This is a genomic window from Arthrobacter sp. OV608, from assembly GCA_900110595.1.
GTDB lineage: Bacteria > Actinomycetota > Actinomycetes > Actinomycetales > Micrococcaceae > Arthrobacter.
On sequence record FOEZ01000026.1, the window covers coordinates 39,804 to 47,324 of the forward strand.

Below are 7,521 nucleotides of genomic sequence, written 5' to 3' on the forward strand. Positions count from 1 at the left end.
GCGAAGCCCTCAGGTGGGGATGATGCGGAAGAGGAACCGCGTCCGGACCATCACCCAGAGGAGCCCCAGGACCAGTGCGTACGCCGCTGTGTTGATCCAAATGTCGCCCTGGCGCAGTGCCGGTATGTTGGCGATGACGGCAATCAGGACCACATGGATGATGAAGACGTACAGGGTGGCCCGGCCCAGTGGAATCAGGAACCAGCCAAGGGCGCGTGCCACCGGCTTCCAGTAGGCCGTCAGGAATGCGTAGGCGGCCACCACCAGCACCAGGACGTTCAGGAGTCGGCCGGGAGCCAGGTAGGTGCGGCCAAAGAAGAGGTCGTACATGCTCCGGTACACCGTGTCCGGAATAATGGCCAGCCGTACGTCGAAGCCGTTGGCCAAATAGGGGTTGCCCCAGGACAGGAACGCGAAGGCGAACGCGGCAGCCGTGCACACTCCCACAACCCAGGTGTGGTCAGTGAGCCACGAAACGATGCGCTGCCGGTGGAAGCCGGCCACGAGGCCGACCACAAACAGGACCTGCCATACCAGCAACGGGAATGAGTCCTCAAACTGCGAGGGCAGGATCCGGAACCTGGTGACAGCCCCTACCGCATACACCGCCAGGGTGCCGGCCAGCACCCACACGGCCTTGCCCCGGTTAAGCGCGGCAAGGATGAGCGGGCTGACGAGCAGCAACACCACGTAGAGGCCCATGACGTTGAACTGCCAGGGACCGAATTGCAGCAGCAGGATGGCGGGCAGGACCTGCGGGGGCACCGGGAACTGGAACAACGAGCCCATTCCCGCGTAGAGGTCATAGGTGCGGCCGGCCCCGTTGTGGCCCGCGCCGCCGGTTCCCTGGTCAACGAAGGTGGTCAGTGCATCGGTCTGGAACACAGGCACCAGGGAGATCAGGAAGACGCCGATCAGCACGGCGAGCGCCGTTACATAGAGCTTGCCTGCCCGGCGGGATGTCAGGTCCACCACGGTTCCGAAGTCCGCGTTCACCCTGGGTCCATAGACCATGCCCACCACGATGCCCGAGAAGAGGACAAAAAGCTCGGCCCCCGAAACGAAGCCCACAGCTTCCTGGGTCAACAGCTGGAACAGCGACGTCATGCCCAGGTGGTTCACCACCACAAACACAATGGCCATGCCGCGCAGGAGGTCCACCCGCGAATCCCGCTTTGAAGGATCCGTGTAGCTCCACGCAGTTGCTGTGTTGATCCTGCGGGGGACCTGCCACAACGCCACCAGGAGGATCAGCAGCGCCGCACCCACAGTCCAGGCGGCGGCGCCGGTGAGTGTGTTGGCCCGGACGTATCCGCTGCCGGCCGCAACATGGGTCACCGGGCCGGTCACCATTGAGGACGTCTCTAAACGGTCCCGGGCGGCGGCCGCAACCGCAGGGCTTCCGGTGAGCAGCCAGTCAATGCTGGCCACCCCGGTGTCCCTGGTGCTGGTCCGCTCGTCCCAGATTACGGCCGCCGTTTTGGCGAAGTCCGTGGAGGTTGCCGTACTCAGGACCTGGTCCCACCAGCCCGCTTTGATGTCCAGATCCGAGGCGCCGCCGGATGCCGGGCTGTAAAACGCAGCCGTCTGCAGGACGAACGGCTTGTCCTTCCCTGCCGCATATGTGGCGTAGAAGTCTTCCCCGCCGGAGGTTGTGAGCATTTCCTGGAGTTCGTTCGGCCGCGGCACGGTGTTGACCGGCGCCCCGCCGGCAGTGTCATCGTGGAACGCGGTCAGACCCACCCAGTCCACGGCATCGTCCCCGGGGTAATACGGGGCATACGCCGCGTCCGAACCGTTCCACGCATCGTCGCGGTTGGTATCGAGGAGGGCGAAACCCTCGCTGCCCGGCGCAGGGGCATTCCGGTTCCGGTCAAAGGGGTAGCCCGTTCCCAGGTATGGCTCCCACACCATCGACGTACGGCCGCCGGTATCCTCAAAGGCCTCAGCGGCGGCCCGGAAGGCGGACCGGTAGGCGGCCGGCTGCTGGCCCCACTCCACCCAGCTGGCATTCATATCGGGGGCAAAGCGGATCAACACCTCGCCCTTGAAGTTCGCAGTCAGCTTCCGTACCTCAGCGGCAAACGATGCGGCGGCCTCGGCGGTGACCTGCTCCAGGGCGATGCTGGGCTTGACCGTCAGCATGGCGTGGGCGCCCTGCATCCCCGATTGCTCCAGGAAGCCCCTGATGTTCTTCTCCTCCGAGCCGCGGAAGGGCAGGGCGATGTCATGCCCGAGGAGCGCCGGGGATGCTCCCAGCCTGTCTGTAAAGCCAGCCGCGGTGTCCTCGCCCCATTCGAGGACTGCGCCCAGAAGCGGCTTGCCCTCGGCCGGGATGGTGTCTGCAGCACGGGCGGGCCCTGCGGGCAGTATCACTGCCAGGACGGCAATCAGCATCGCGGCAAGAAGGGCAGCTGCGGCGCGGAGAAGGGACTGTCGGGTGAGTTGCCAGCGACGGTTTGGCGGACGGCCATGTCCTAAAAGATGTTGCAGTTCGGCGGCTGTTGGCGTACTGATGAGGACCCCCAAGGACTTTGCTCCGACTGCCGGGGCGGCGCCCCACAAGAACCCTATCTGCCCGGAAAGCAGCCACGGGCGCCAGGTGCCCTGAGCCGCCCGCGGTGGCTCCCGCCGTCGTCCGTTCCGGGAACCGTCTGCACGTGCGCCCAAGTTGCTACAGCGGCGCTTCGGTTACGGAACATGACGACGACGGCGGTGCGGGCCCACGTGCCAAGTGTTACGTTTTTGGGGAGTAATGAGTACCGGCGCCAAGCCCTGACTGGCCGGTCGGCAACCCTCCTTCCGCGGCGGGGTGCCTCAGGTGAATACTCGGCATATCGACCGATTCGAGCTGCAAGCGTGAGAGAAGGAGATCCGTCATGTCAGACGCCCCTGCCAACGAAGAAAAACTGGCCTACCGCCTTATCACGGGGCCTGATGACCGCTCCTTCTGTGAGCGGATTTCCGCCGCCCTGGCCGAGGGCTATGTGTTGCACGGAAGCCCCGCCGTCACGTTCAACGGCAGCACCGCCATTGTGGCGCAGGCCGTCGTCCTGCCGGCAGCGATCGCTTCCGCTGATGCCGCGGTGGCCACTGCGGTGGATGAGCTTGAACTGTCAGGCGAAGACCTCGAGTTCGCAGGCGAGGGCCACGCATGAGCTACGCCGGCGACCTCACCCCCCAGGAAGCCTGGGACAAGCTGCAGCAAGGTGCCATCCTGGTGGACGTCCGCACCGAGGGTGAATGGGCCCACATCGGCATCCCGGACACCAAAGCCACCGACAACGATCCCCTGTTCATCCAGTGGACCTTCCCGGGCGGAATCCCCAACCCCGACTTCATCAAGGACCTGAGCCTGCAGGCCCCCGAGGATGGTTCCACCGAACTGCTGTTCCTGTGCCGCTCCGGCCAGCGGTCCATCGCTGCCGCCATCGCCGCCACGCAGGCCGGCTTCACCTCCTACAACGTGCTGGAGGGGTTCGAAGGTGAGCCGGACCGCTATGGCGAACGCACCGTCAACGGCTGGAAGAACCGCGGCCTGCCGACCAACCTGGGAAAGAACTAAGTGACCTTCAACGAAGACGCCCCCGGCTGGAGCCCTGACACCCAGGCCGTCCGCGGCGGACTGGACCGCACCAACTTCCAGGAAACCAGCGAGGCGGTGTTCCTGAACTCGGGCTTCGTGTACGAATCCGCCGCCGCTGCCGAGCGCGCCTTCACCGGCGAGGACGAGCGCTTTGTCTACTCCCGCTACGGCAACCCTTCTGTGGCCACCTTCCAGGAGCGGCTCCGACTCCTTGAGGGCACCGAAGCGTGCTTTGCGACGGCGTCCGGCATGTCCGCCGTTTTCACCGCCCTGGGTGCCCTGCTGGCTGCCGGCGACCGGGTGGTCGCCGCCCGCTCGCTCTTTGGCTCCTGCTTTGTGATCCTCAACGAGATCCTGCCGCGGTGGGGCGTTGAGACTGTCTTTGTGGACGGCCCGGACCTCGACCAGTGGCGCGAAGCCCTGTCCCAGCCCACCACCGCCGTTTTCTTTGAGTCGCCGTCCAACCCCATGCAGGAGATCGTGGACATCGCGGCGGTGAGCGAACTCGCCCATGCGGCGGGTGCCACCGTGGTTGTGGACAACGTTTTTGCCACTCCACTGCTGCAGCGCTGCGGCCAGTTGGGCGCCGACGTCATCGTCTACTCCGGCACCAAGCACATTGATGGCCAGGGCCGGGTCCTGGGCGGTGCAATCCTGGGCACCAAGGAATTCATCGAAGGTCCGGTCAAGCAGCTCATGCGCCACACCGGCCCGTCACTGTCCGCCTTCAACGCCTGGGTCCTCACCAAGGGCCTCGAGACCATGGCCCTGCGTGTGAACCACTCCTCCGCCTCCGCCCTGCGGATCGCCGAGTGGCTGGAGCAGCAGCCCGCAGTGAGCTGGGTGAAGTACCCGCTCCTGAAGTCGCACCCGCAATACGAACTCGCCGCCAGGCAGATGAAGGCCGGCGGAACGGTGCTCACCCTCGAACTGGCACCATCAGGCGGGCGCTCCGGCAAGGAAGCCGCCTTTGCACTGCTGGACTCCTTGCGGATCATTGACATCTCCAACAACCTGGGCGATTCCAAGTCCCTGATTACGCATCCGGCCACCACCACGCACCGCGCCATGGGGCCGGAAGGACGCGCCGCCATTGGCCTCAGTGATGGGGTTGTTCGGCTTTCGGTGGGCCTCGAGGACGTGGACGACCTGATCGGCGATTTGGAACAGGCACTGAAGCAGATTTAGCGCCGGCCGGGGCTCGCTTCGGGCTCCGCGGCCGGGTTTTCCCCGTATCCAGGTCAGAGGCCGTCGAAGGAAAGGTGAACGGTTACTTCGTCGCCTTCGCCGATCTTGGCTTTGTCCCTGACGCCCTTCTTCACCGGCAGCAGGTACGAGTTGCTTTTGTTGTCCCGGAAGAGCGAAGTCTGCCAGGAGCGTCCGCCGATCTCGGCCGTGACTTTGATGGAGCCGAACGCTTTGCTGGCCCCTGCCGTCTGAATGCGGACGTCATCCGCCACATCTTCCGGCAGGGTCACGAAGTGCCAGCCGGCCTCGCCGGGATACAGCCACAGCTCGGCTTTGAAGGAATACGACGGCGTCACGCGCCGAGTATCGCATGCCGCCTTTGCGGGCGCCACAATGCCCGACCCTCGCAAGCCTCTCACACGCTTATAGGCTAGGGAGGGGAAAACCGCCACTAAGAGGGGGATCGATGGGCGACCAAGGCAGTGCTCGGTGGGAATGCGAATTGTGCGGCGAGCAGCACGAGGGACTGGCGACGGTGTTTGGAGCCCAGGCCCCGGACCCCTGGCTTCAGGCCGCGCCAGCAGAACGCGAAGACGGTGAGTTGACCCCGGATGTGTGCGTGCTCAAGATCGACGGGGAATGGCACTACTTCATGAGGGGCCATATCGAAATACCCCTCACGGACCTACCCGGCGACCGATTTGCCTGGTCCGCATGGGTCTCGCTGAGCGAAACAAGCATGAAGCTGGCGGTTGATCACTGGGATGGCCCAGAACGCGGAAATCTAGCTCCCATGTTTGGTTGGCTGTGCAATGAGCTGCCCTACGGGAAGTCAACGTTGTCTATCCCGACTCATGTGCATCAGAGAGAACCTGGAATGACTCCCCTCATTCAACTCGATCCATCCGTCCCCCACTCATTGGTGACGGAACAGGCAACGGGCATAGGGATGCATCGGTTAGCGGAAATCAATCGCGCCGTGTTGGGATAGCACCCGGCCGACGAAGTCGGCGGGGATTCTCATCTGCGGCACCAAGAACGACCGCAGCGTCCGGTACAGCCTCGGCCGCTCAACTTCCCCCCATGGACGTCGCTGCCTACACCTACGACAAGCTTCCCGTGGCCGAACAACAAGCGCTGCCCGACGACGGACACCTCGTCGCCGCCTTGGAATGGGCTGAACCGGACTCCGAAGTTCCACAAGGTGGCGAGTAAAGGGGCAGGTTTCCTTCGAAGCTCCAGCAGTCATTTCGGGACGGAAACGCACGAGTGGTTGCCGAAACCCACTTACGGGAAAGATCGAGTACCCGCTACTCGTGCGCTTCAACCCTGAGTAGCTTGTACTGGTGTCTGTACTAGAGCGCTGCCTGCAGGCCGCTGCGAACATCAAAGTGATCCAGTGGATGGGGGAATCCAGTATGAAGCAGCGTCACAGGACCGGTAAGAGCCCTTGCCGCGGCCCCTATGCATGGGCTCGCAGCGGCAAGACAACTGAAGGAGAACGGCCGGCATGAGCCCTCGCGAAGCACAAGCCCCCAACTCCCGGGTCGGGGAGAACGTCTACGAGCCGACACAGTACGAAGCCACAGGGCGCTTGAGGCCGCGCCCATGGCCCGTTGGCCCGAGTGAAAGCTACGGGAAAGTGGACTTTGATGACGGCGAGGGAAAGACCGTCCTTACCCTCTACATCCAGCGCGGGCCGGAACAAGGTTACGTCCTGCACGTCGAGCACCTAGCCGCGCCGCTGCGGGTGGATGGCACACTCCTTCGCCTTAACCCGACACCGCAGGTTGACAAGGGCGCCGCGGACTTCCGCCGAATCAGTGCTGCCCGTACGGCTGCCGCGAAGGCCGAGGCCGAGCTTGCCGCCGCCGTCAGCGCCGCCCGCGCAAACGGAGACTCCTGGGAAGTTATCGGTGCCGCCCTCGGCACATCCGCTCGAACTGCCCGGGAGCGGTTCGGACACGCACTCAGGCGACCACGAAACGAGCCGTAGACTACGTGACGATGGGTCCTGTTGCGTTCCTGGTAGCCAGGACAGTCCAGTTGGAATCTCAGACCCACTCACGGGTGTGTGCTCAATAGCAGATTTCGACCCTAACCTGACAGGTGTTGGGGGATCAGCTGACGTGAGGTTGGGGTGTTCCCTGGCCTGACGAGTGGCAGAGGGACTTTGCTTCGCAGACGCCCACCGGTGAACGAAGACTTTGAGCCGGAGGTCTTCCGAAGCCCCTGGACCGTTCGCCTGGAAGTTTCCAGCCACATCGACGTCCTTACCGCATGCAATACCGCGGATGGCCGATTGCTGTCCCCCGGCTCACGGCAACGTCCACCTTCAATTGATGGATTCGTCCTCCAGTACAACTTCTTTAACTATATTGACCACTGGTTACGTCGATTTCCCAGCATGTGAAGGCTCAGGGGCGCGCGGTGTGAGTACGTTACTGGGGCTGCGGCTGGAAGCGTTAGCCCTGCTAGGACGGGCTTTGCTGCTTGTCGCATGGCCGACTAGGGCTGTTTTGATCGCTGCCGGTGCGAAGAGAACATTGACAAGAGATCTAGATCACTTTACCGTTCTATATTGAGCGCTCAAATTGTAGCGCTCAGAAGTTTGCTGGCCACCGAACGCTCGAACTGCACGCGCAGAAGCTTGTTGCGCCACTGACTCAAAAACGATGACTCCAGAGATTACTGGGTCCAGAAACACAGGTGGTCAAAGATGACACAATCCATATCGGCCGGGGCTC

At 63.5% G+C, this 7,521-nt stretch carries 8 protein-coding genes and 1 riboswitch; of the genes, 6 read left to right on the plus strand and 2 right to left on the minus strand.

The genetic code is table 11. The annotated features are described in order from the left end of the window. Positions 1 to 9 precede the first annotated feature (9 nt). The gene (gene opgC, locus BMX78_RS20895) at positions 10 to 2,397 is read right to left on the minus strand and encodes an OpgC domain-containing protein (RefSeq protein WP_091423989.1); all 2,388 of its coding nucleotides are present in this window, start codon (positions 2,395 to 2,397) and stop codon (positions 10 to 12) included. Between the two features lie 354 nt (positions 2,398 to 2,751). Then, positions 2,752 to 2,866, plus strand: a riboswitch (SAM riboswitch). Positions 2,867 to 2,879: 13 nt separating this feature from the next. Here opgC and BMX78_RS20900 point away from each other — a divergent pair. The 3 genes from BMX78_RS20900 to BMX78_RS20910 are packed head-to-tail and all read left to right on the plus strand — an operon-like array spanning position 2,880 to position 4,774. Continuing rightward, a complete protein-coding gene (locus tag BMX78_RS20900) occupies positions 2,880 to 3,158 on the plus strand; it encodes a DUF1737 domain-containing protein (protein WP_091423992.1) in 279 nt (92 codons plus the stop codon). After that, a complete protein-coding gene (locus tag BMX78_RS20905) occupies positions 3,155 to 3,565 on the plus strand; it encodes a rhodanese-like domain-containing protein (protein WP_091423994.1) in 411 nt (136 codons plus the stop codon). The genes BMX78_RS20900 and BMX78_RS20905 overlap by 4 nt, the downstream gene beginning before the upstream one ends. Then, complete coding sequence (locus BMX78_RS20910) at positions 3,566 to 4,774, plus strand: O-succinylhomoserine sulfhydrylase (RefSeq protein ID WP_091423997.1); 1,209 nt, start codon at positions 3,566 to 3,568, stop codon at positions 4,772 to 4,774. A gap of 53 nt (positions 4,775 to 4,827) precedes the next feature. On the opposite strand, the gene BMX78_RS20915 is transcribed toward BMX78_RS20910, so the two are convergent. Continuing rightward, positions 4,828 to 5,130 (minus strand): DUF1905 domain-containing protein, encoded by a 303-nt coding sequence (locus tag BMX78_RS20915; RefSeq protein ID WP_091424000.1) that lies wholly within the window; start codon positions 5,128 to 5,130, stop codon positions 4,828 to 4,830. A 110-nt stretch (positions 5,131 to 5,240) separates the two neighbouring features. Between BMX78_RS20915 and BMX78_RS20920 the strand changes: the two genes are divergently transcribed. The 3 genes from BMX78_RS20920 to BMX78_RS20930 all read left to right on the plus strand — a co-directional run bounded on the left by BMX78_RS20920 (position 5,241) and on the right by BMX78_RS20930 (position 6,770). Then, positions 5,241 to 5,765: a DUF2199 domain-containing protein gene (locus tag BMX78_RS20920; protein ID WP_170850902.1), complete on the plus strand. Its 525-nt coding sequence runs from the start codon at positions 5,241 to 5,243 to the stop codon at positions 5,763 to 5,765. 92 nt (positions 5,766 to 5,857) lie between these two features. Further along, positions 5,858 to 5,989: a hypothetical protein gene (locus BMX78_RS20925; RefSeq protein WP_286139203.1), complete on the plus strand. Its 132-nt coding sequence runs from the start codon at positions 5,858 to 5,860 to the stop codon at positions 5,987 to 5,989. A 295-nt stretch (positions 5,990 to 6,284) separates the two neighbouring features. Continuing rightward, positions 6,285 to 6,770 (plus strand): hypothetical protein, encoded by a 486-nt coding sequence (locus BMX78_RS20930; protein ID WP_091424006.1) that lies wholly within the window; start codon positions 6,285 to 6,287, stop codon positions 6,768 to 6,770. The last annotated feature ends 751 nt before the right edge of the window (positions 6,771 to 7,521 follow it).